Here is a 23,333-nt window from a genome sequence, read left to right as displayed (position 1 = left end):
AGGGTTAAACCTCCCGAATTCAGGCTACATATAGATGTATGTAGAATGAGGGAGGTTTTTATGATGGCAAATCAATCCTTGAAGCCGTTAAAAGGAAGTCCGAACGCCGTTTCGACACAAACCTCGATTGAGGAATTGCGTATGTCTCCATTGCCATATGCGGGCAGTCGCGAGCAATCGGTTGAAGCAATCAAGATGGCAATGAATCAATTGTCTCGGGCCGAACTGGTGAAAGAAACAGACGATGGTCTTCATTATGTGGTGACTTCGAAAGTGATGCGATTTAAAGATGATGTCGATTTTCTATTTGATGATGCGACTCAACAAATCGAGTTTAGGTCCGCATCCCGTGTCGGTTATTCAGACCTCGGCGTGAATCGAAAACGGATGGAAAATGTGAGTGAACAATATCGGAGGTTGATTCGATGAAGGATTATCAGTTGATAGTCATCGGTGGTGGTGCCGCTGGAATGACGGTGGCCGCGGGTGCTGCAAATTTAGGTGTGAAAGTAGCGCTTGTTGAAAAGAATAAACACTTAGGTGGAGACTGCCTACATGTTGGATGTGTACCATCTAAGGCGCTGATTGCCGCATCAAAAGAAGCAAATGCGATGATGCGGGCGGCGCGTGTCCTCGGAACAGAGTTCAATGGAAGAGAGCATTACCAAATGTCTAAGGCACGAGTCGACAAGGCACGTGCTATCATTCAAGACCATGACGGGACAGAACGCTTTGAAAAGATTGGCGTGGACGTCTATATTGGAGAAGCCTCGTTCCAAAGTCCGCATGAACTAAAGGTGGGGAACGATTTATTGATTGGGAAAAAATTTGTTATCTCGACGGGGTCGAAACCAACAGTCCCTCCCATCGATGGACTAGATCAAGTCCCATACTTAACAAATGAAACCGTCTTTGAAGAAAAGACGCTTCCAGAGAGTTTGATTGTCATCGGTGCCGGAACGGTCGGACTCGAGCTAGCTCAATCATTCGTTCGACTTGGCTCTCAAGTCACGGTGCTCGAGGCGCAGGAAGACTTCCTTCCGAAAGAAGACAAAGACGTCTCAACGTATTTAAAATCCCAACTTGAGATGGCGATGCGCTTAAAAATCGGCGTGAAGGTGAAACGAGTCGATGAAATCGATGGACGAGTCCGTGTCACGACAGAAGTAGATGGTGAAACGATTGAATATGAGGCGGACAAATTGCTCATGGCGACAGGTCGCGTTCCACGGATTGATGCGCTTCGTCTCGACCGGGCAAACGTTCAAGTGACGAAAGGGTATATCGACGTCTCATCTTCGTATCGAACGTCACAATCACATATCTTTGCGATTGGGGATACAATCAAGACGCTGCCGTTCACACATGCGGCCGGTGAAGAAGGGAAGGCGGTTGTCGCGAACGCACTATTTGGGTTATGGAACAAGGTCGACTATAGTAAGCTACCGTGGATTACGTTCACAGACCCTGAAGTGTTTCACGTTGGCATGACAGAGCAGGAGGCGCGCGAGCATTACGGCGATGACATCGAGACGTATGAAGCGAAACTGTCCGAAGTTGATCGCTTTATCGCTGAGCGGCAAGAGGCTGGTTTTGTCAAAGTCATTACGAAGAAAAATGGAAAGATTATCGGTGCGCATGCGGTCGGTGAATCGGCAGGCGATTGGATGCAAATCGTCGTCTATGCGATGCAACGTGGCGATAAGATCGGGAAGTTGTCTAGGATGATTTATCCATATCCGTCGCGAAGTGAGGCGGTGAAGAAAGTCACGGATCTTTATTGGCGGAAACGCTTGTTTGAAAGTCCGCTCACAGAACTTGCAAGACGCTACTTTAAATTGATGCAATAACACAAATCACCCACTCAAACGAGTGGGTGATTTTTAGTCAGGTAGGGTGATGGTTTCAATCATCTTTGGTTCGCCTTCGGAAAGGTCGACGAGTGGTTTAATTAGCACTTCGACGCGTCGATTTTTCGAGCGACCTTCTTCTGTGTCGTTCGTCGCGATTGGTTTAAATTCACCGTAACTTGCCAGTGTGAACTGAGCCGGGTTCAAGGCGTCATTTGCTAAAAGGCCACGCATGAACGCTGTCGCACGAGCCGAACTGAGTTCCCAGTTTGACGGGAAACGTGCTGTGTTGATTGGGATGTTATCAGTATGGCCGGAAACGACAATTTCTCGTTTTCCAGCTTTCTCTAAAATCTGACTGATGTTTTGAGCAACGTTCCGAGCATCCGTATCGAGTGTCGCCTCTCCTAAGTTGAAGAGGGCACGATCTTGAATCGTCAAGACCAGACCACTCGAGTTGATGGTCGCTTTGATTTGGCTTTCAAGCCCATTCTTTTTAATGTATTGATTCACATCTTCTTTCAACTCATCAAGCTGAGCTAGCTCGTATGTGCGTGGGTTGGCGGTCGTATCGGTTTTATCCGTCCGACTGATATCACTGTTTGAGGCGGTCGAAGCCTGAAAGACGCTGACGCCTCCTGAGAATACTTGGTTGAAAGACTGTGACATTTTCTCAAGCTTTGTCTGGTCGACATTGCTCGATGCAAATAACACGATGAAAAGCGCAAGCAGGAGGGTCAACAAATCGGCGTAAGGAATCAGCCATCCTTCCGGAATGTGTTCTTCATGATCATGCTTCTTTTTGCGCTTCATAGTCAGCTCGCTCCTTTGGAGACAAATACACAGACAGTTTATCTTCTAACGTTTTTGGAGATTCACCGCTTTGAATCGATAAAATCCCTTCAATCATCATTTCCTTGATGATGACTTCACTCTTTGAATACTGCTTGAGTTTATTCGCAAATGGGAACCAGAGCACGTATCCGGTGAAAATTCCGAATAATGTTGCCACGAATGCTGCTGAAATGGCATGGCCGAGCTTTTCAATATCCGATAAATCTTTTAAAGCTGCAATCAATCCGATAACGGCTCCGAGTACCCCGAGTGTCGGGGCGTATGTCCCGGCTTGGGTAAAAATGTCGGAGTTCGCTTTATGGCGTTGTTCCATGTTTTCGATGTCACGTGACATGACTTCCGCAATATATTCAGAAGGCTGACCGTCGATGACCATCATCATGCCTTGACGTAAAAACGGTTCTTCGACTTGTTCGAGCGCCGTTTCGAGTGATAAGAGGCCCTCTTTCCGAGCTTGCGTCGACAAGTCGACGAATTGCGTGAGCAATCCGGATTTACTTGGGAGTTCTTGTTTTTTGAACAAGATTTTAAACAGTTTGGGGACGTTCTGCAGCTGCTCTTTCGATACGGCAATACTGACCGCTGCGGCTGTACCGACAAAAATGATAACCAGTGCGGCTGGGTTGATCAGCGGCGCAACACCTGCTCCTTTTAATATCATTCCACCGACGAGGGTGAGGAACCCGAGTATGAGTCCGACTAACGTGACGACATCCATGTCTTTGTTTTCCACCTTTCCGAAATAAATCAGGACAAAAAAAGCGAGAGACGCTACTCGTCTCCCGCAACATGCGTTCCCGATGATTAAGCGCCGTTTTCATCTATCAGCATTTGAATGCTGATATTTCGTTCTTCACGCTCTATATCGGTTAATACGTCGTATTTTTTTAACAATGCGTACAATTGATTCACGACTTCTTGCTCGAGTGACCAATTGAGTAACTCTTCTAGCTGAAAATAAAGGTGGGCGGGCATACATTGTGATTGGCGCTCCAACCTTCGTGAGACATCCTCTATCGAATGATCTACCGTACTAGGGTCCACGGTTTCATTCAACCTCCTCAACAATCTTAAAGTCTATCTCTCATAATACCAAAAAATCGTGAGGAGCGTTAGAGATACATTTTCTTGTTGGCATTTATTGAGGCGAGGAGTAACATGGGGCTTAGAATAATAGAAGAGAAGGAGATGTCGTGATGCGGCATAGATTGTCAGCGCGTGAGTTGCGCTTAAAGCGAGTCGAGTCACTCTATCGAATCGTATTTGAAAAACCTGCTCGTTTCATTGCGGGCGGCTTCTTACTTGCGATTTTTATTGGGGCAACTCTTTTATATATGCCATTTGCCCAAGATGAGCCTGTTTCTTGGATTGATTGCCTATTCATCGCGACTTCTGCGGGAACTGTGACGGGGTTATCTACGGTTGATATTGGAACATCTTTCAATACATTCGGGGAATTAGTCATTGTTGCTCTTATTCAAATCGGTGGTCTCGGCTTTATGACAATCGCATTAATGCTCTTGAGCGTATTGGGTAAGAAAATCGGATTGAAACAACGAATAATTTTACAGGAATCATTAAACTTAGCAGGACCGGGTGGAACGGTACGACTTGTAAGAAACATTATTTTTACGACTGTAATTGTGCAATTCATCGGGATGTTATTTTTAACGTTTGAACTTTATAGTACAGAAAATTATTCTTTCATCTCAGCGCTACACTATGGTTTTTTCCATGCTGTTTCTGCCTTTAACAATGCAGGGTTCGCATTATTTCCGGATAGCCTGATGTCGTTTGAACAGAACACGGCGATTGTTGTAACGATTGCACTCATGATCATGGTTGGTGGTCTCGGCTTTACGACCATTGCCGACGCGACAGAAGTAAGAGGGTGGAAACGCCTCGCACTTCATTCGAAAATCATGATTCTATCTCTGCTTGTCATCAATGGGATCGCTTGGTTCATGCTAATGATGTTTGAATGGGTATCGAACGAAGGTGCTTTGTATGGACGATCGTTCGGTGAGGCGCTACATGTGACATTCTTTCAAGCCGTGACGACGCGAACAGCCGGTTTCAATACAATCGATATCGCCACGATGGCGCCTGTATCAATCGGCTTAATTTTGATTCTCATGTATATCGGGGCTGGTGCAGCGTCGACTGGGTCTGGGATTAAAGTGACGACACTTGCAGTCATCTTCGCGGATATGTGGGCGTTCATCGCAGGAAAAAAAGAAACGGTTATTATGGAACGGACGATTGATGCGTTTCAAATAAAAAAAGCATACGTCGTCGCAATTTCGAGTTTCTTTTTTATTCTTATAATCACGACACTTGTTATTTTGACGAACGGTCACATTCCAGCGAGTGCCATTTTATTTGAGACAGTCTCGGCATTCGGGACGGTGGGATTATCGCTAGGAATCACCGCGGAATTGAACGATGCTGGAAAAGGTCTGATTATGTTCATGATGCTTCTCGGACGTGTCGGATCGCTGACGATTCTCTTTACCGTCGCGCGACAAGTCGACCGGAAAATTCGCTATCCAAAAGAGAAGATTTTGATTGGGTGAACGATGGTCCGTATATAAGAGTAGGTTGCAATCCTTGTGAATGGGGTTGCAACTTTTTTTAGATTTAGAATAGTCAGGAGGTGACAACGTTTTTTGACAGCCTTCATCTGATTAAATCATTGGTATATAATGGGCTCGTGAATGCAAAATCGATTTAGATTGACAAAGGAGGGTTATGGCTTGTTATCTTGGCTCGGTATGACAAAAGGAGAGGAGACAGGACGATCATTTTTCGGGGGTGTTTCGAAACGAGCGGTGACGCTTGTGTTGCTCTCCTCATTGATGTTGATGTACGGTGTGAAGTCGCTATTGATCTACCTGATTCCCACAGCGTATTTGGAAGATGCCATCGTTGCGGTTCTCCCTGGCATCGTGGGGCTCCTCGTTTCGTTGGCCTATATCCTCGTCCTCGAACGTCTGCTACATGATCAAGCAGTGTCTCGTAACCACGCGGATGGGAACTAAACAAGTGTACGCTCGTTCACAGTGTACACTTGTTCTTTTGGTTCCAGTCATAGTTGAAGCCCTGACGAATCAGGGCTTTTTGTGTGTCATGAAATAACGGACGATCTCCGGTAGATAATCTTGTAAATCTGGACAGACGATTCCCGTCCCGTCGAGCGCACGGATCGTTTGTGTCGTGTCAAAGTGAGCGGGATGTTTAAAGTACTCCAATAGTTCGTGAGGAACTTCGAGCCGTTTAGCACCATTCCATGCAGTAAATGCCGCGTCGGCAACGGCGTGAGGAACGGTCCCGCGAGGAGAACGTTGAAACATCGTCTCATGCAACATACGATACACTTCTCGCGCCCCGTGTGGGAAGGGGTCTGTCAGATGGAACGTTCGTTTCATCCCGTCTGGAGAGTGTGCCAAGAAGGCGGTCGCTTCCACTACGTAATCATAAGGAACGAGATTCACCTCGACGTTTGCTCGACCGATATAAGGCAATGGTCGCATCTGCTGGAGTTGAGCCATCAACTTCAGTACGAAATAGACACCGTCAAACTTTTTCGTTTCTCCTGTTCGACTATGGCCAATCACGATACCAGGCCGAATGATGGTGATCGGCATGATTCCCATCTCACGTGAGACGAGCGCTTCTGCTTCGTATTTAGTCGCTTCATAATGATTTTTAAACTGTGCCCGATGCCATAACTCGTTTTCATAGACCGTTCCCCGACGATATCCAGCGATATAGGCTGTACTGAAGTATACGTAACGCTTTAATTGTTTCGAGCGCTTGGCGAACGCTGTTACATGTTTCGTTCCGAGGATATTGACACGATAACCGGTATCATAAGGAATGCTTAGGTCGTAGGCAGCAGCAAGGTGAAAGACGTAATGCACGTCTCGCTCGATGACGGACCGCATAATCGGATCAAGAATCACTTCAGGCAACGTGATATCAGCCTCCACTAAGACGAGCTGACGAGGCTCGAGGGATGTCGTGGACAGCAACGTATCCCGTAGTTCTTCCGCTTCACGCTGTTGGTTCGGAAGATGTAACGCATAGATCGTTCCGATTTGGTGAGGTAACGAAGCGAGGTGTTCAATTAATTTTCCTGCTAAAAATCCAGGGAATCCGGTAAAGGCATAATTGTTCATGACGTTTCCTCCGCTAAGTCTAATGTGAATGTAAAAGTTGATCCTTTTCCGATACTCGATTCTACTTCAATGCTTCCGCCGTGTGATTCGATAATTTCTTTACAAATGGAAAGACCGAGACCGGTCCCGCCGATTTTACGCGTATCCGAATTGTCGACCCGGTAGAACTTTGTAAATAATTTCTCGAAAGCGTGCTCAGGAATACCGATTCCGAAGTCCCGAATGGATACATGAGCCTGGTTGTGGTCTTGTCGGATTCGTACTTCGATTTCTTGTTCGTTCGGCGAATACTTGATGGCATTTGAAATCAAGTTGACAAGTACCTGTTCAATCCGGTTTCGGTCAGCAATCAACAGCATGTCATTATCGGCATTGTCGAAATGGATAGCGTGGTCATTCGTTTCACGGAAGCGTTCAATCACTTCTAAGACGAGTTTATTCAAAGAAAAATGATCTTGTTTATATTCCTGATGCCCATCCTCCATGCGTTGAATGTCCAAAAAATCGTTTAGTAAAGCAGTCAGCCGTTTGGCCTCCTTCGCCATCGTCTTCAAGAACCGTTCTCGTTTTTCAGGTGTCAAATCACGTGCGAGCATCAATTCGATGTACCCTGACAACGAGGAGAGTGGTGTTCTGAGTTCATGTGAGACCGTACTCACTAATTCATTTTTAATCTGATCCATTCGTTCTTCTTCAGTCCGGTTCCGGAACACGAATAAGAAGCCACTATCCATACCGAATTGTCGCTTCGTATCCATAATTGTCCCGTACATCTCGTAATATTCTTCATCCCGGTCGCTCGGCTGTGGGATGGAGAAGCGCATCGACACCTCTTGAGCCGTTCCGTCGAGAAGTTGGTCCATCTTGCGTAACATTTCGCTTCGATCACGTGGACGGAACGTAGAGAGGAGCGGGATACGTTCCTGAATTTTATTCGGAGCGATTCCAGGTAAATCCATGAGTCGTCGCGCATGGACGTTCATGAACAAGACACTCCCGTTCGATTCGGTTAAGACGAATGCTTCATTCGACGCTTGCAAAATGGATTGAATGACATCCCGTTGACGGGCGATTGCATTTTTTTCACGTTCGAGCATACGCTCTACTTTTTTACGGTCACTGATGTCACGCATGACGGCTACCCGTAACGTTTGACCTTGATACGTCACTTCTTTCGGATATACTTCCATTTCTAAGAATGTCCCATCTTCTCGCCGTCCAATCACTTCATAAGGGGTTTGAATATGGTTCCGAATGCGTCTCAGTACGTCAGCCCGGTACCCTTCTGCGATGAACTCGATGGTTTGGCGGCCGACCATCTGTTCGGCAGGGATTTTAAAAATGGATTCCGCCGCTTTGTTCGCATCGAGAATCATCCCATCCTCATGAAACAGGACGGCTTCGATGACGGATTCGGCAAACATACGATAGCGTTGTTCTTTATAACGCAGCTCTCGTTTTAATTCGATCTCCGGGCTCACATCGAACACAAAGAAAAAAAAGCCGATGAGTTGCTCTTGCTCGTACACCGGATGCATGAATAGTTTTCCGATGAAATGTGTCCGGTCCTTACATTGAAACTTCCACTCCCGGTCTCCTTTGTCGAGAGCAAGGCGCAGCATTTGTTCAAAAGAAAGCAGCTGTTCCATTTCGTCCTGGTACGCGGAGCGCTTCTCGCTCAACTCTCTCGATTCAAATAGAGCGAACGGAGTCATTTCATAGAGCACTTCATGGGGTGCATAGCCGAACAGTTCTGTTGCGCCTTGATTAAATCGAGTGATTAACAGATTCGCATCCGTCATAATCATCGCCATATCGAGTTCTGTGTGCATCATCGCCTCAAAGGCGTTATGCTGAATCGTCACGCGTGTATCGTGAGGGAGAGGTTCGATGGAGAGGATATAATTATCTTCCCAAGGGTTAGCGTGCACACGCATCGTCGGTAGTTCATACATCCAAGGAAGCCCTTGTTCCATGCGACGAGACAATTCCATCGTAATCGGCGACTGGTTGACCATATGGAAAAGGTTAGCACGAGTCTGCAGATTCTCTGGAAATTGCTCTAGAAATGGGCGGTTTGCTTGGACGATTGTTCCATCTTTCTGTATTAAAGCAACCCCATAAGGTAGTGCATGTAGTAACTTACTTTGGAGATTGGCGTGATTCTCCATGAACGATCATCCCTCCTTCGTCGGTGTCAGACGAGCATATCTTTTATATCATTCGACATATCCCCCTTTCATTTCCTGCCCTCGAAACGGTAAAGTGAGAGAGAAGACTCAGAAAGGAAAGATGGGGATGATTGGATTACTCATTAGTATCATCGGTGCCATTAGTTTATGGTGGTTCGAGGCACCACTTTGGAGCAGTATTTTGCTTCTCCTGCTTGGAATCGGGTGGTTTGTTTGGAAGATTCGGTTGTCAACGATTGATCGAATCGATCGCATGGACGGTCGAGAGTTTGAACTATTTTTAGAAGAAGTGTTCACAGCACTCGGTTACACGGTCACCGTGACACCTGCATCCCGAGACTTTGGAGCTGACTTGTTACTGAAGACGCCTGATGGATGGACGATCGCGATACAAGCGAAACGATATGAAAAGGTGGTCGGACTTGAAGCTGTTCAACAAATTGCGGCGGCAGTCCCGTACTATCAAGCTCATGAAGGATGGGTCGTGACGAACTCGACTTATACGGACGGTGCGTATGAATTAGCGTCACCAAATCAAGTTCGTTTGATTGCAAGAATGGAACTTGAAGAACTCTTAAAAGAAGCGGGATATAAGCGATAAGAATAGGCCTGTTCACAAGTTCGACAGAATCCGGAATAATGTCGAAAAAAAGGGGTTGTCTTTTTCGTTAAACGATGCAATAATCATCTTCGTCATATGAAATATGTAGTAGTTGAAACGAGATAAAAACTACACAGAGAAACGATTGGGGTTTTAAGAAATACCCGACCGTACACATAAAAAAAACACGGTTGGAACGTGCTAGGAGGAAAAAGCGGTGCGCAAATTAATTTATGTAAAAGGTTGTGTCTTTACGCAAGGTGAGGCGACCATTTATGATGAGACAAATGATGCGATCGGATCTGTTCACCGCGACGCGGAAGGCAGCGTCCAAGTACACAATTTGTCTGGACGACAGATCGCTCACGGGAAGTATATTCCGAACTGCCAAAAATGGGTCGTGATGAACCATGACGGGCAGGCGATCGGTCAATTGAAAGATAAGTTCTCGTTATTCGGGAAAAAGTGTGAGTACAATGTCTATGAACGCGGACTCTTCACGATTCAATACGATGTGGAACGTCATAAGTTCAGTGTCCGAGACAAAGCAGGTAAGCTTGTCGCCGAGCTACGGAAACAAGAAAATGATACGTTCTGCCTAACGAAAGAAGCAGACCAACTATCCATGTTCGAACTTCTTTCTGTTTTAAAGACGTTAACGGTTAAATCGCGGATGCCGCTTGCAGTATCTGTCTCATAAAAATGACGAGCACCGGTCGAGGGGACCGGTGCTTTTTTGATGCCACGACAAAACCGCTTCATCAAATGAAGCGGTTTAAATAGTGCTTCGCCTCGAGTTCGAGTGTCGTCACCCGATGTGCGTATAGACAGAGCTTCAAAACGTGGACGATATTCGGATGGGTATATTTCGTCTTTTCAAGTGAACGTTTTGCCCGCGTATCGAGAAGATCGATCGGGCTTGTGGACTTCGCATATTCCGCATACAGACGATAGAAATCAATCGGGGTGATGAAGTCGTCTTCGTCCCGGTCAGGGTTGTTGAAGATGAGCGCCAACAAGGAACTCGTCTCTTCCAGTGAAAAAAGGTGTTTCAAGTCATCAAGGAGATAAATGATTGCCGCTTGATGCAAGGAATACTTTTTACCGATTCGTGGGACACCGATGATTTTCCGGACTTCACGCTTCGTCCAGTTTTGAATTGTCGTCGCAGAGAGATGTTCTCCGGTCAATGCGTTCGCAAGTGCGACGATTTGGTTGATTGATAAGCCGTTCTTTTCAATATGAAACAAGTGGATTTTTCGAAGCTCTTTTGGAAAGTGCTCACGTACGTCCTCGGGGAAGAGGGCGATGGCTCGCTCGATTTCTCCGACCTGCATAAAATGAAGGCAATCTGCCAAAGTTTGAATTGAAGTTGCGTCGCGCATACGGCCACCCTTTCTATCGCCAACATCGTACGTTGGCTATACAGTCATTTGACCTCATTCTACCAAATGTTTGAAAAGTAAGCTAGGATGGGCACCGATTAAGGTATAATGACGGTATCATATACACTCTGTACATAAAGGTGGTCAAGCAATGAATGAATGGATTAGTTCAATTCTTTCGATCGTGGTCGTCCTCGTATTTCTCGTAGGACTCGAACAAGTTGGGAAACGTCTTGGATGGACAGATGAAACAATTCGAAAAAGTGTACATATCGCAGTCGGGCACTGGTCTCTTTTAGCGATTTGGTTATTAGAGTCATGGTACGTTGCGGCAGTCCCGCTTATCTTTTTTACCTTTGCGAACGCGATCTTGTTATACAAAAGTCCATCGCCGGTACATCAAACGGAAAGAAAGTCGCTCGGGACAGTTTATTATCCAATCGCGTTACTCGTTATCCTCTATTTTTTCTTTGAGTCAGAGCCGATTGCTTTTTTAGCCGGTTCACTCGTTCTCGCATGGGGAGACGGGATGGCTGCACTCATCGGACGGAAATACGGCACAATCACTTATGACTTATACGGCCAAAAGCGTTCCTTCCAAGGAAGTGTCGCGATGTTCCTTAGTTCATATGCGGTCTTATTTTTATTGTTTTTGTGGAATGATATCGTGATGTGGCAAGTGGTAACTTATGGGTTTATTATTTCCATCATTGCAACGCTGACAGAAGCGATATCGTATCGAGATTGGGATAACTTTACAATCCCCATTGTAGTTGCTATGGCCACATCACTATTGTTATAAACTAATTGCTAATTTGTAAGAAAAACGTTGCTTGTCACGCCCGGTAATCATTTGTATACTGTGTTTCGTACTGAAACCATTCAGGGACGTGCTCGGGATGAATGAAATGGGACCGAACACTGATTAAATAGAACGTAAAGGATTGAGTGAACGCATGAGCTTTTTACAGCAACTTCAAAGTATCATTCCGACCGAGCGCGTCCTTCAAGACGAGCCATTGTCGGCGCACACGTATACAAAACTAGGTGGAAAGGCAGATTACTTCGTAGCACCACATACGTACGAAGAAGTACAGGCCGTTTTAGAACTAGCCCATCAGGAAGCGATGCCATTTATGGTTCTTGGGTTCGGTTCAAACTTGATTGTCCGGGATGGGGGAATCCGCGGAATCGTTTTAAATTTGAATGAATTAAACACGATTCGTCGTGATGGCGATCAAATGATTGCACAAGCTGGAGCAGCGATTATCGATGTTTCTCGTCAAGCACTTGCAGAGAGCTTGTCTGGTCTTGAGTTTGCTTGTGGTATTCCTGGAACGGTTGGTGGTGCGGTCTATATGAATGCTGGTGCATACGGAGGAGAGACGAAAGACGTCATTACGTCTGCGACGGTATTGACACCGGAAGGCCAAGTACTTCATTTGTCAAAAAACGAACTGGAACTTGATTACCGGACGAGTCGTGTATCTAAAGAGGGATTGATCGTATTAGAAGCGACGTTCGAACTCGAACCGAAGAACTACGAAGTGATCAAAGAAGTGATGGACGATTTGACATATAAACGTGAATCGAAGCAACCGCTGGAGTATCCTTCATGCGGCAGTGTATTTAAACGCCCACCTGGCTATTTTGCCGGCAAGTTGATTCAGGAATCAGGTCTACAGGGCAAGCGAATCGGAGGAGCAGAAGTATCGCTCAAGCACGCCGGATTTATCGTCAATATTGACGAGGCGACAGCGACAGAGTACATCTCGCTCATTCGTCACGTCCAAACGACCGTCAAAGAAAAGTTCGAAGTGGAGTTAGAACCGGAAGTGAAAATTATCGGGGAAGACATCACCGTTGAGAATGCATAATGAAAGAAGGAATCGGACGAATTCGTCCGATTCCTTCTTTCATTTATAACAAAAAAGCAACGAGAACGGGCATCTCGTTGCCTTAGATTTATGCTTGTGTTTGTTTTGCGACCGCTTCATGAGCAGGAACGAACGGATATTCCAGATCACGAGCGACCGCTTCATATGTGACAGTCCCTTTGATGACGTTTAAGCCTTTGAGAAGTGAACCATTTTCAAGAAGTGCTTGGAATACGCCTTTTTGTGCACATTCAATGATGTATGGCATCGTCGCGTTCGTCAGACCCATTGTTGATGTGCGTGGTACTGCTCCCGGCATGTTAGCAACGGCATAATGCTGTACACCATAACGTTCATACGTCGGTGCATCATGCGTGGTGATGTGGTCGATTGTCTCACAAATGCCTCCTTGGTCGATCGCGACGTCTACGATGACAGAGCCTGGTGACATTCGTTGTACCATTTCTTCTGTGACAAGCTTAGGTGCTTTCGCTCCTGGAATGAGGACAGCCCCGATGACGAGGTCACTCTCAGCCACTCGTTTGGCGATATTATATTTATTTGAGATTAACGTGTTGATGGTATTTCCAAACAAGTCATCGATTTGACGAAGACGAGCAGGGCTAATGTCCATCAGCGTAACGCTTGCGCCGAGACCGATTGCGATGCGGGCCGCGTTCGTTCCGACGACACCGCCCCCGATGACGGTAACATTCGCACGAGGCACGCCTGGTAATCCTGACATTAAAATTCCTTTCCCACCGTGAGGTTTTTCAAGGATTTGTGCTCCGATTTGGGCAGCCATCCGACCTGCCACTTCACTCATTGGTGTGAGAAGTGGTAACGTCCGATCGACCTCTACTGTCTCATACGCAATCGCTGTTATACCTGAATCGACGAGCGCTTTCGTTAACTCTGGCTCCGCCGCGAGGTGTAAATACGTGAAGAGCGTCAAATCAGAACGGAAATATTGATATTCCGACGGCTGCGGCTCTTTTACTTTAAGTGCGAGTTCGACGCCTTCCCATACTTCTTTCGCTGTTTCGACGATTGTTGCACCTGCATCGATATACTCCATATTCGTGAATCCACTACCGAGTCCGGCGTTCGTTTCGACGACTACGTCATGACCAAGCTCTGTTAGCATAAATGAACCCATCGGTGTTAATGCCACCCGATTTTCGTTGTTTTTAATCTCTTTTAATACCCCGATTTTCATGGAACATTCCCCTTTCATTCCGTTGACACAAATTGTTCACACCCCTAGTATAAATCCAATTGAAAGCGCTGTCTTTATCATGGATTCTAAAAACGAAGACGTTCGCTTTGTGAAAAAACACAAAGCGAACGTCTAGTCTTCTAATCGATATTGACCAGCTTTGATGGCCAAATAAATCATAGCTCGTTCCGGTAATGACACTTGAGTGATATTCGTCAACTCTTCGATGCGTCGAATCCGGTATAGGACGGTATTCGGATGGATGTGTAGGTGGGATGCGACTCGCTTAACATTGCCTTCGAAATAAAAATACCATTCGAGTGTCGTCACAAGTTCGGTCTGATGGGACGAATCGTAATGTTGCAACCGCTCGATGGTCGGATGGGTTTCAAGTCGGAGCCCGATGCGCCGTGCGAGCTCTGGGACAAGTTGATAAATTCCAATCTGTTCGAAAGCACGGGAAGTCGAGAGTTCGAGAGGGAACTTGCGACGCAATGTCGTGACGCGTCTTGCTTCTTCGGCTGCGTCGTATAACATGTCACTCTCAAAAAAGCGTCGACTGATTCCGAGTCGTGGTTCGGATTCGATAAATTTGTCTTGAAGTAACTGTTCGAACCGTTCCGCCCAAGCTAATAATTCCGTCTCTTCATCGGACAGCTCAGACTTCATATAGTGCCAGACGAGTAACTGCTGACCATCGATGGCATGTAAAACGACTTCGATTGCCTCTTGAGTTGCGAGCACATAATGAAGACGCTCAGCGAGTTGAGGGGTGATCGGTTGGGTACATTCGATGATTGTTAGACGACTCGCGACCGCGATAGGTGCGAGTTCATTCAATCTTTCGCGATTAGAATCGGAGAGCGACGAGGAAGCAAGGACATCTAATAAAAAACGTTCAAGCTCGGCACTGATACGACGTTCGTGCATCGCAATTGTCATGAGTAGTTTCTTGGCGATTGTCGCTCCTTCTTGTAGAATTGCCAACTCTTGATTGGTGAACGGATTTGTGCGAGCTAAACTCCAAATATAGCCGAGTACTTCATCATGTTGTTTGATGACGATTGCCGCGCGTTCCCCGAGACCGATGGAGAGCCGCGCTGGGATGACAACGGGTTCATCTTGGACGATGACTTCTCTTAAAATACCACTCTCCCATAAATCTTCGATCACGGCTTCAGGTACACGACGACCGATAATGGTCGCGATTCTGGCCGGGTCGGTCGAGTCGGGATGGGTACTATAGGCGAGTAATTGGTGATAGCGATTTTCAATCGTAATAGGTGCTCGAATCGCTTGGCCAATCGCTTCGGCGAGTGTATCGAGTGATTCATATGATTTCTGCAAAAAAGGCATGTCGATTCCTCCTCACTCTGAGTATACCGTCTTCTTTGTGAAACTTCACAAAAAGAATCGAGAGTGTGAGAAATGACATACCTTTAACGATTAAATGGGAAAAAACAATCCAACGACAAGGCCGAGTAAAGCCCCGATGATGACTTGGAACGGCGTATGTCCGACGAGCTCATTCAAGAGCGGGGTTTCATGTTTGATCCCCTTAAAGTAGTCATTCAAGAGACGAGCTTGGAACCCGACCGCCTGGCGAACTCCGGTAGCATCATACATGACGATTGTCGCAAAGACGACGGCGAGTGCGAACATACTCGAGTCAATCCCTTCTGCACGACCGATTGCCGTAGCGAGAGCAACGACAGTAGATGAGTGTGAACTCGGCATGCCGCCTGAAGCGAACATGATTTCAATTTCAAAATCTCGTGTTTTAATGAGTTCAGTTACGAGTTTGGCCGCTTGGGCGATAAACCAAGCAAGAATCGCAGCGAGTAAAGGTTCGTTAAACATGCAAGTATTCACTTCCTGTCTGACATAGTACCTTCACTATACCCGAAAGCGTCTCAGATTATACGTTAAGATTTCGTCAAAAAAGGTGCCGCGGATGAGTCATCCGTGACACCTTTTGGTCGATTTTTGTTACCCGACTACTCCTTCAGTTTCCTGAAGTTTCTCTGCAATATTGTCGATGATATAACGGTTGCGTGGGTGTTCTTGACACTCTTTTGAGCATGAACGCATTTGTTTCGGTTCACACTCTTCACAACAGAAATGTTGAACGTTGCACTCCGGGTTGGCACAATTAACGTAACGAACCGTTTCTGTCCCGCAATGCATGCAATGTGAGACGACAGATGGGTTCACCGAGTTGACAGGGACGTTGATGCGCTCATCGAAGACATAAAGCTCACCGTCCCAGTTCTCTCCTTTTGTCGCTTCGTCTTTTCCATACATCGCGACACCACCTTTTAAGTGGAAAATGTTATCGTGACCTTGGTCACGCATATATGCTGTAAATTTCTCGCAACGGACGCCGCCGGTACAGTATGTGAGAAGAGTTTTCCCTTCGTAGAGGTCCTTGTTCTCTTCAAGCCATTCCGGCATGTAACGTGAAGCCTCTACATCAATTTTGATTGCATTTTTAAAGCGACCAAGTTCGTACTCGTAGTTGTTACGAACATCGAGGATGACGACATCATCACGGTTCATCATCTCTTTCCATTCTGCTGGTTCTAGGTATGCTCCGTGTTGTTTCGGCACATCAAACTCACCATCAAAGCGCCACGTCACGAGTTCTTTCTTGTGACGAACAAAAATTTTCTTGAAGGCATGCTCTTCGACTTCATCGATTTTAAACTCAATATCGCTGAAGAGTGGGCTTGCTTTCAAATCATTCATGTATTGCTCGGTTTGTTCCCATGTACCGGAGCACGTTCCGTTGATTCCTTCAGAAGAAATCAGGATACGCCCTTTAATACCGAGATCTTTACAATACTTCAAATGTTCTTGCGTGAGTGTTTCTGGGTCTTCGATATTGACGTACTTATAGTACAGCAAGACCCGCATTGGTTTTGTTTCCATGTTATGTTGCTCCCCTGTGTTCAGTTTTTTGCAGGAAAACGAACGTTGGGTTGTGTCGTTCGACGAATAGACTTGCCTGCAACCACAAGTCCATTATTATATGATAAATATCACGACGGATTTTCGCAAATGGTTTTTAATTTTTTTTGATGAATGCAGGGAGATGCGTCTTCTAAATCGAATTCGGGTAATAGAGTAGTAACGAAAGTTGAAGGTGGAACGACTATGCTCACTTCTCTCCAACAGTACATTATCCAATTGATTGAGTGGCTTCAGAGTTTGCCTGGTGGTCCTTGGGCTGGTCTTGGTGCTCCATTTTTAGAAGCAATCTTCCCTTTTCTGCCACTCGTCTTAATCATTTCTGCGAATGCGGCGACATATGGCTTTTTGTTAGGTGTTCTCTTGTCGTGGATCGGGAGTCTTCTCGGAACGATTGTCGTCTTCGCGGCCGTCCGGTACATCTTCCGAAAACCGATGACACGATGGCTTGAGAAGCATAAGACGGCGGTATATTGGTTAGAACGAATTAATCACATGAGCCCGATTTCGCTCGGGTTCTTATATTCACTCCCGTTCATCCCGGTCAGTTTGATTACCTATTTACTGGCGCTCATCCAAATGAAGCTCCGTACGTTCATATTAGCAGCGGGATTTGGTAAACTGCTCGTCGTCGTCATTTTCTCTGTCATCGGAGACCAGTGGGAAGAATTTATTCAAAGCCCGTTTCGCTTGTCGATGCTCGGTCTGCTCTTAGTCATACTATGGGCCATCAGTCGAGGACTTGAGGAAGTGCTCAAGCGACGGGCGTTCAAGAAACGGAACGAGCAATTGAAACAAGAGATGGTGACCAAACGACAAACACCCCTTTGAGAAAGGGGTGTTTTCGCTTATGACTGTTTTTTAAAGCGCGGGAAGTTGAAAGCAATGGCAATCCCTCCGCAAATAAAGAGGAGGAACGGATAGAACATGAACGGGACGAGGTCAGGCGATGCCGTCTCCGTCAACTCTGCGGCAATGAGGAGTTGTGCTCCGTATGGGAGAATCCCTTGTACGCCGCACGAGAAGATGTCGAGCACGCTAGCAGACTTTTTCCGTTCGATGTCATATTCGTCTGCGATGTTCGCTGCAAGCGGTCCGGCTACGAGAATCGAAATCGTGTTGTTCGCCGTCGCCACGTTTGTCGCACTGACAAGACCGGCGATACTCCATTCAGCACCGGCCCGTTTTTGGATGCGTGACGTCAAGGCATCACGTAAATATGCGAGACCGCCGTTATGTGAAATGAGTCCGACAAGTCCGCCCATGAGTAACGTCAAGAACGAGATTTCGGCCATGCCGATCATTCCGTCCGCAATGGCTGTCACAAACGCTGTCACAGATAAGCTTCCGTCAAGTAGACCAATGATACCCGTGAGCGTAATCCCACCTAACAAAACGAGAATGACGTTCAGTCCTGTTAACGCTAGTCCGATCACCGCGAGATACGGAATCAGTTTATACCACTCAAATGCAGCGACATCGACAGTCGATTCACCGTTCGATAAGACGGCGAGTAAAATGGTCGTGATGATTGCGGCCGGTAACACAATCCAGAAGTTCGTTCGGAACTTATCACGCATATTCGTCCGTTGTGTCCGCACAGCAGCGATGGTCGTATCTGAGATGAACGAGAGGTTATCCCCGAACATCGCACCCCCGACGACCGCTGCCGCAGCGATGGCGACGTTGACACCACTCTCTTCATGTATACCGAGAGCGATTGGTGCAAGTGCAGCAATCGTCCCGGTCGACGTTCCCATCGCCATGGAGATGAAAGCGGCAATGACGAAGAGCCCGCTTAAAAGAAGCGATGGTGGTAAGAGAGTCAACGCAGCGTTGACCGTTGCATCGATGGCGCCGATTGATTCAGCGACGGTTGAAAATGCGCCGGCCAGTAAGAAGATAAAAATCATAATGATGATTCCCGGATTGCCGGCTCCTTGAGCGATGCGTTCGACGGTTTGGGTAGCATTTCCTTTTGTCATGAATGCTGCAACCATCAAGGCGATGATGGCCGCAACGAGGACCGGAAACTTATAAAAGTCCCCGTAATAGACACCCGCTCCGATGAAGAAGAGTAAGAAGACGAGTAACGGCAAGAGTGCCCATTTGTTTGCTGTTGGTTGTTCCAAAATAATCACCTCACTAAAAATAAAAAGGACCCTTTTCTGAGAAAAAGGTCCTTCGTGCGAAATACCCTTTTCATCTTTCGAGCAATACGCCCGCTGGATTTGGCACAGGTTACCCGCTGCCGAGACTTCATAGGGCCAGTCCCTCCGTCTCTCTCGATAAAAAGTTAGTCTATTCCATTATCAAACACGTTCCTTAACGTACCTGTTTCGAATCCGCTTGTCAACTTAAAAACTCCCCAATTCGATGTGAGAAAGGGGAGTTTACGTCGTTAAATTGTTGAAGTGCGCCACGCGGTTGCGACCCGCATATTTTCCGCCGACATACAGCGCGCGGTCTGCGTTTCGAATCGTATCATCTAGACGCTTATTCCCGAACGCTTCAATCGTATCGACTCCAATCGACGTGGTCACAGAAATTTCGTGTTGGTCGACACAAAATGGTTTTGCTTCGATTTGGTGACGAATGCGCTCTGCGACTTCAATCGCTTGGGTCATATCACACTGGTTGAGGAGTAAAATGAATTCTTCACCGCCATATCGTGCGGCAAAATCATCTGTACGAAGTACTTGTCGAATTCGTCGCCCGAATTCTTGTAACACGTGGTCACCGACTTGATGTCCATACGTATCATTGATTTTTTTGAAGAAATCAATATCGAGCATGGCGACCGAAATCGGATACATCGAAATATCGGATATTTGTTGAATCCCATATTCATAAAATGCGCGTGCATTTGCGAGAAGCGTCAAACTATCCGTCCGGCTCTCGGTATAGAGACGGTCTCGTTCATGACACCGACTGATGGTCCGATTGAACGACTTTAAGAGTTTGATGATTTCCTGCTGAATGATTTTTGGATATCCATAAACCGGCTCGCCGGTCATGACAATCCATGTACGAATTCCTTCTATTTCTTCCGAGCGGACAGAGACGAAGCTATGATAGTCATTATGGAAAGCATCGGAAAGTGAGGCATCCCATTCAAATCGCATCTCATAGTCGAGGACGGGGTCATTCGGTTGACTGATGTCGAGTAGTGCGTATACGACTGGTCGATCGATTGGTTGACGTGTCTTCAAATCAAAGTAGAGTATACGATCGAACAATCTGAACTCGACATATCCTTCATCGTAGTGATTCAATTGTTCACACTGACTTAAAAAAACTTCGATGGCTTGCGCCTCACTCTGTGACAAGGAGACGGCTTCTTTTGCTTCATCGTATTGTTCGATCAACGATTTGAATGCATCTTGCCGCTCTTTTTGAATGAGGAGCCGCTTAATAAAGAATGTTAAGGCAGCCGCGATGCTACTGACGACAAGTAGATTGGTCTCTCGGAACAACGCCGCCGCTAAAATGAAGATCAAACTGACGACGTACGTATAAAATGCAATCTTCATAAAGTCACTCAAGGCGATGTCGACACGGAACCACCATTTCACCTGATATTTTTGGAACACGGTGTTTAAGAAAATTGCAAGAAACAGTCCGGCGAGTGGAACAAAAGATTCCTGTGAATAAAAGTCAAGTCCGGTCTCGCCACCGATGGCGAGATAGACAGCTGCCGGAATAACAATTTCTAAATAAGCTGTAATGGCGTTCCAAGGATAAGTGAAACGGAATCGACGAATGGCGACTTTTGGTTTCAGATTGGCAAATTGAAAAATAAACAATCCAATTTGGTTGACGATGAGTGCCGTTTCAAATCCAAAAAATAAAAATAAGATTAAGACGATACTCTCAGAAAATGTGAAGTACACACCTTTGACTTCGATTGAGTCGAGTTGAAAAATGATGACGAGTAATGAGATTAAAATAAACGACAACGGATCGATGGTCGGGGCGTGCAGGATATCCAATGCAAATAATCCGATGGTGAAGAGGAATAAAACGCTCCATATACTCCAGCCGAGCACGGACATCTTGCGAAAGTGGTTCATATGTTCCCTCCTAGCTTGGGGAATTTCGAGATATAATAGTAAAGATTCGTCAGGATTTCGTGAGAGTCCTGCTTCTCTTCTATCATGATTGAATTCTAGCATTGAGTATACAGGGAATATCCTCTATAATGAAGTTGCTTTTCAACCGCATAGACGAATGTCGATGAAAAAGAGAGTAACGACGATTTGGTCAACAAAGCGATTCGGGGATTGGTGAGAGCCCGGGCTGACAAACGTCGCGAAGCGCACTTTTGAGATGCTATCCGAAATGAGAGTAGGCGTAGCCGGAGGGAACCGTTATCACCATAAAGCGGTCTGCATCATGCAGGCAAGAAGAGTGGTACCGCGGGAATTCCCGTCTCTTTGCATCTATTGCAAAGGGCGTTTTTTTTATGAGCTGCAATAAAAGAAGGAGGACATACAAATGAGTTATGAACGCAAGTACGCAGAAGCGTTATCACGTGTCATCGGAGAAGAACTTACGATTGACCAAATTGAAGCACTGATTGAAAAGCCGAAACACGAGGCGCACGGTGACCTCGCCTTCCCATGTTTCCAATTGGCGAAAGCTTACCGGAAAGCACCTGTCATGATTGCGACAGATATCGCGAATGAATTAAACGATGAATTGTTCACGAAAGTCGAGGCGGCGGGACCTTACGTCAACGTCTTCTTAAGCCGTGATGTCGTTTCAAAAGAAATTATTAATACGGTGCTCGATGAGAAGTCGGATTATGCAACACATGCGACGCGCAATGAAACGATTGTGACAGACTTTTCATCACCGAATATTGCGAAACCGTTCTCGATGGGGCATTTACGTTCGACAGTAATCGGGAATGCGATCAACCAAATCGCACGTAAAAACGGATATGACGTCGTCGGTGTCAACCATCTTGGAGACTGGGGTACACAGTTCGGAAAACTGATGGTCGCATACAAGAAATGGGGCGATGAAGAAGCGGTTCGTGCCAACCCGATTGCAGAACTCTTGAAGTTATATGTCCATTTCCATGAAGAGGTGAAGACACAACCGGAACTCGAAGATGAGGGTCGTGCCTGGTTCAAAAAACTCGAAGATGGCAATGCGGAAGCGACAGAACTTTGGCAATGGTTCCGTGACGAGTCACTCAAAGAATTCCAAAAAGTATACGACCTCCTCGGTGTGAAGTTCGAGAGTTTCAACGGTGAAGCGTTCTATAACGATAAGATGGGACGCGTCGTCGAGATGCTCGAAGCGAAAAATCTATTGGTCGAAAGTGAAGGCGCAATGGTCGTCTCACTCGAAGACGAGAACTTGCCACCATGCTTGATTAAGAAGAAAGATGGCGCAACATTGTACGCGACTCGTGACTTGGCAGCGGCCATTTATCGCTACGAGACGTACAACTTCGTTCAAGCGAATTATGTCGTTGGTGGCGAACAGGCGCTCCATTTCAAACAACTTTTCTCTGTCCTTCGTAAGCTTGGATACGACTTCGTAGATGGAATGCATCACGTACCGTTTGGCTTGATTTTGCAGGAAGGGAAGAAGATGTCGACACGTAAAGGACGCATCGTTCTTCTTGAAGAAGTCTTGAAAGAAGCGATTGAAAAGGCACAAGGGAACATCGAACAGAAGAACCCAGACCTTGCGAACGCACAAGACGTTGCCCGTATGGTCGGTGTTGGTGCAGTCGTCTTCCACGACTTAAAGAATGAACGCATCAACAACATTGAATTCGACCTCGACAGCATGCTCAAGTTTGAAGGCGAGACAGGACCTTACGTCCAATATACGAATGCCCGTGCCAACTCACTCCTTCGTAAAGGAAACTATGATGGCTCACCGTTCGCCGGTGCAGACGATGACCACTCATGGAATGTCGTCACGATGCTCAACGCGTTCCCGCACGTCATCACTCGTGCTCATGAACGCCGCGAACCATCCATCATCAGCCGTTACGTACTTGACCTCGCACAAGCGTTCAACAAGTATTACGGCCATGTCCGCGTCCTAGAAGACGATGCGGGCAAACAATCACGTCTCGCTCTCGTCAAAGCCGTGACGCTCGTCTTGACGGAGGGACTCCGTTTACTCGGTGTCGAAGCTCCAGGAGAAATGTAAGACAGACGAAAGGACCTCAAAAA

22 protein-coding genes, 1 riboswitch and 1 other annotated feature are annotated in these 23,333 nt (G+C 46.4%); of the genes, 10 read left to right on the top strand and 12 right to left on the bottom strand.

Annotated features, from left to right (window positions below; all coding sequences use genetic code 11):
- Nucleotides 1-63: 63 nt before the first annotated feature.
- Nucleotides 64-429 carry a DUF1499 domain-containing protein gene (locus P400_RS0101305; protein ID WP_026824522.1) on the top strand — a complete coding sequence of 122 codons (366 nt, stop codon included), beginning with the start codon at nt 64-66 and terminating at the stop codon, nt 427-429.
- Nucleotides 426-1,850 carry a dihydrolipoyl dehydrogenase family protein gene (locus P400_RS0101300; RefSeq protein WP_026824521.1) on the top strand — a complete coding sequence of 475 codons (1,425 nt, stop codon included), beginning with the start codon at nt 426-428 and terminating at the stop codon, nt 1,848-1,850. Before P400_RS0101305 ends, P400_RS0101300 begins: the two co-directional genes overlap by 4 nt.
- A gap of 33 nt (nt 1,851-1,883) precedes the next feature.
- On the opposite strand, the gene P400_RS0101295 is transcribed toward P400_RS0101300, so the two are convergent.
- The 3 genes from P400_RS0101295 to P400_RS0101285 all read right to left on the bottom strand — a co-directional run bounded on the left by P400_RS0101295 (nt 1,884) and on the right by P400_RS0101285 (nt 3,701).
- On the bottom strand, nt 1,884-2,663 hold the full coding sequence (locus tag P400_RS0101295) for a flagellar motor protein MotB (RefSeq protein WP_026824520.1): 780 nt from the start codon (nt 2,661-2,663) through the stop codon (nt 1,884-1,886).
- Nucleotides 2,641-3,423 carry a flagellar motor stator protein MotA gene (motA, locus tag P400_RS0101290; protein ID WP_026824519.1) on the bottom strand — a complete coding sequence of 261 codons (783 nt, stop codon included), beginning with the start codon at nt 3,421-3,423 and terminating at the stop codon, nt 2,641-2,643. Before motA ends, P400_RS0101295 begins: the two co-directional genes overlap by 23 nt.
- Before the next feature lie 86 nt (nt 3,424-3,509).
- Nucleotides 3,510-3,701 (bottom strand): hypothetical protein, encoded by a 192-nt coding sequence (locus tag P400_RS0101285; RefSeq protein WP_224862903.1) that lies wholly within the window; start codon nt 3,699-3,701, stop codon nt 3,510-3,512.
- Nucleotides 3,702-3,901: 200 nt separating this feature from the next.
- Between P400_RS0101285 and P400_RS0101280 the strand changes: the two genes are divergently transcribed.
- Both P400_RS0101280 and P400_RS0101275 read left to right on the top strand, forming a co-directional pair.
- Nucleotides 3,902-5,281, top strand: a complete 1,380-nt coding sequence (locus P400_RS0101280) for a TrkH family potassium uptake protein (protein ID WP_034770692.1) — start codon at nt 3,902-3,904, stop codon at nt 5,279-5,281.
- Between the two features lie 180 nt (nt 5,282-5,461).
- Nucleotides 5,462-5,746, top strand: coding sequence for a hypothetical protein (locus P400_RS0101275; RefSeq protein WP_026824517.1), 285 nt, complete (start codon nt 5,462-5,464; stop codon nt 5,744-5,746).
- A 69-nt stretch (nt 5,747-5,815) separates the two neighbouring features.
- Here the strand turns inward: P400_RS0101275 and P400_RS0101270 are convergent, their stop codons facing one another.
- Both P400_RS0101270 and P400_RS15290 read right to left on the bottom strand, forming a co-directional pair.
- On the bottom strand, nt 5,816-6,886 hold the full coding sequence (locus P400_RS0101270) for an SDR family oxidoreductase (RefSeq protein ID WP_026824516.1): 1,071 nt from the start codon (nt 6,884-6,886) through the stop codon (nt 5,816-5,818).
- Nucleotides 6,883-9,057, bottom strand: coding sequence for a PAS domain-containing sensor histidine kinase (locus P400_RS15290; protein WP_051545917.1), 2,175 nt, complete (start codon nt 9,055-9,057; stop codon nt 6,883-6,885). The genes P400_RS0101270 and P400_RS15290 overlap by 4 nt, the downstream gene beginning before the upstream one ends.
- Before the next feature lie 127 nt (nt 9,058-9,184).
- Here P400_RS15290 and P400_RS0101260 point away from each other — a divergent pair, with 127 nt between their 5' ends.
- Both P400_RS0101260 and P400_RS0101255 read left to right on the top strand, forming a co-directional pair.
- The gene (locus tag P400_RS0101260) at nt 9,185-9,679 is read left to right on the top strand and encodes a restriction endonuclease (RefSeq protein WP_026824515.1); all 495 of its coding nucleotides are present in this window, start codon (nt 9,185-9,187) and stop codon (nt 9,677-9,679) included.
- Between the two features lie 217 nt (nt 9,680-9,896).
- Nucleotides 9,897-10,379, top strand: a complete 483-nt coding sequence (locus P400_RS0101255; protein ID WP_026824514.1) for an LURP-one-related/scramblase family protein — start codon at nt 9,897-9,899, stop codon at nt 10,377-10,379.
- A 61-nt stretch (nt 10,380-10,440) separates the two neighbouring features.
- On the opposite strand, the gene P400_RS0101250 is transcribed toward P400_RS0101255, so the two are convergent.
- Nucleotides 10,441-11,064 (bottom strand): DUF1836 domain-containing protein, encoded by a 624-nt coding sequence (locus P400_RS0101250; protein ID WP_026824513.1) that lies wholly within the window; start codon nt 11,062-11,064, stop codon nt 10,441-10,443.
- 151 nt (nt 11,065-11,215) lie between these two features.
- On the opposite strand from P400_RS0101250, the gene P400_RS0101245 reads away from it, so the two are divergent.
- Nucleotides 11,216-11,866 (top strand): diacylglycerol/polyprenol kinase family protein, encoded by a 651-nt coding sequence (locus tag P400_RS0101245; RefSeq protein WP_026824512.1) that lies wholly within the window; start codon nt 11,216-11,218, stop codon nt 11,864-11,866.
- Between the two features lie 154 nt (nt 11,867-12,020).
- A complete protein-coding gene (murB, locus tag P400_RS0101240) occupies nt 12,021-12,941 on the top strand; it encodes a UDP-N-acetylmuramate dehydrogenase (protein ID WP_026824511.1) in 921 nt (306 codons plus the stop codon).
- An 88-nt stretch (nt 12,942-13,029) separates the two neighbouring features.
- Here the strand turns inward: murB and ald are convergent, their stop codons facing one another.
- The 4 genes from ald to trhO form a co-directional block, all read right to left on the bottom strand.
- Nucleotides 13,030-14,160, bottom strand: a complete 1,131-nt coding sequence (ald, locus tag P400_RS0101230) for an alanine dehydrogenase (RefSeq protein WP_026824510.1) — start codon at nt 14,158-14,160, stop codon at nt 13,030-13,032.
- Between the two features lie 132 nt (nt 14,161-14,292).
- Complete coding sequence (locus P400_RS0101225) at nt 14,293-15,516, bottom strand: PucR family transcriptional regulator (RefSeq protein ID WP_026824509.1); 1,224 nt, start codon at nt 15,514-15,516, stop codon at nt 14,293-14,295.
- A gap of 90 nt (nt 15,517-15,606) precedes the next feature.
- Nucleotides 15,607-16,032: a divergent PAP2 family protein gene (locus P400_RS0101220; RefSeq protein WP_026824508.1), complete on the bottom strand. Its 426-nt coding sequence runs from the start codon at nt 16,030-16,032 to the stop codon at nt 15,607-15,609.
- A gap of 117 nt (nt 16,033-16,149) precedes the next feature.
- The gene (gene trhO / locus P400_RS0101215; protein WP_026824507.1) at nt 16,150-17,091 is read right to left on the bottom strand and encodes an oxygen-dependent tRNA uridine(34) hydroxylase TrhO; all 942 of its coding nucleotides are present in this window, start codon (nt 17,089-17,091) and stop codon (nt 16,150-16,152) included.
- Between the two features lie 225 nt (nt 17,092-17,316).
- On the opposite strand from trhO, the gene P400_RS0101210 reads away from it, so the two are divergent.
- Entirely contained in the window at nt 17,317-17,961 is a 645-nt protein-coding gene (locus P400_RS0101210) for a TVP38/TMEM64 family protein (protein ID WP_026824506.1), read from the top strand.
- 17 nt (nt 17,962-17,978) lie between these two features.
- On the opposite strand, the gene P400_RS0101205 is transcribed toward P400_RS0101210, so the two are convergent.
- Together P400_RS0101205 and P400_RS0101200 are read right to left on the bottom strand one after the other, a co-directional pair.
- A complete protein-coding gene (locus tag P400_RS0101205) occupies nt 17,979-19,265 on the bottom strand; it encodes a Na+/H+ antiporter NhaC family protein (RefSeq protein ID WP_034771272.1) in 1,287 nt (428 codons plus the stop codon).
- 64 nt (nt 19,266-19,329) lie between these two features.
- Nucleotides 19,330-19,425, bottom strand: a riboswitch (SAM riboswitch).
- A 98-nt stretch (nt 19,426-19,523) separates the two neighbouring features.
- Nucleotides 19,524-21,203 carry a GGDEF domain-containing protein gene (locus tag P400_RS0101200; protein ID WP_026824504.1) on the bottom strand — a complete coding sequence of 560 codons (1,680 nt, stop codon included), beginning with the start codon at nt 21,201-21,203 and terminating at the stop codon, nt 19,524-19,526.
- A 154-nt stretch (nt 21,204-21,357) separates the two neighbouring features.
- Nucleotides 21,358-21,569: a binding site (T-box leader), on the top strand.
- A 58-nt stretch (nt 21,570-21,627) separates the two neighbouring features.
- On the opposite strand from P400_RS0101200, the gene argS reads away from it, so the two are divergent.
- The gene (gene argS, locus P400_RS0101195) at nt 21,628-23,310 is read left to right on the top strand and encodes an arginine--tRNA ligase (protein ID WP_026824503.1); all 1,683 of its coding nucleotides are present in this window, start codon (nt 21,628-21,630) and stop codon (nt 23,308-23,310) included.
- The last annotated feature ends 23 nt before the right edge of the window (nt 23,311-23,333 follow it).

The organism is Exiguobacterium marinum DSM 16307 (assembly GCF_000620845.1).
Classification (GTDB): Bacteria; Bacillota; Bacilli; order Exiguobacteriales; family Exiguobacteriaceae; genus Exiguobacterium; species Exiguobacterium marinum.
The sequence above is the reverse complement of the archived record's forward strand: the minus strand, read 5'-3'. Positions and strand labels throughout refer to the sequence as shown.